2 tRNA genes are annotated in these 358 nt (G+C 54.2%); both read right to left on the reverse strand.

The annotated features are described in order from the left end of the window. Positions 1 to 38 precede the first annotated feature (38 nt). Positions 39 to 114, reverse strand: a tRNA-Ala gene (locus AACV02_RS28530). Between the two features lie 50 nt (positions 115 to 164). Beyond that, a tRNA-Glu gene (locus AACV02_RS28535) sits at positions 165 to 240 on the reverse strand. Positions 241 to 358 lie beyond the last annotated feature (118 nt).

The raw sequence follows: 358 nt of genomic DNA on the forward strand, positions 1-358 counted from the left end.
ATTCAAGGACGGTGTGGCCAGACCTTGAACCTGTAAATTGGTGGAGCTAAACGGGATCGAACCGTTGACCTCTTGCATGCCATGCAAGCGCTCTCCCAGCTGAGCTATAGCCCCGGATTTTTCGTCTCGCGACGCAGCAGACCTTTCGAGCTGCTTGTTGAAACTGGCGTCCCCTAGGGGACTCGAACCCCTGTTACCGCCGTGAAAGGGCGGTGTCCTAGGCCACTAGACGAAGGGGACAAAACCTTCTGTACATCTGATCAGCGCTGAGAGCTGATCAATTCAAGGACGGTGTGGCCAGACCTTGAACCTGTAAATTGGTGGAGCTAAACGGGATCGAACCGTTGACCTCTTGCAT

It is taken from the genome of Pseudomonas sp. Larv2_ips (genome assembly GCF_963879675.1).
In the GTDB taxonomy this organism is placed as follows: Bacteria; Pseudomonadota; Gammaproteobacteria; order Pseudomonadales; family Pseudomonadaceae; genus Aquipseudomonas.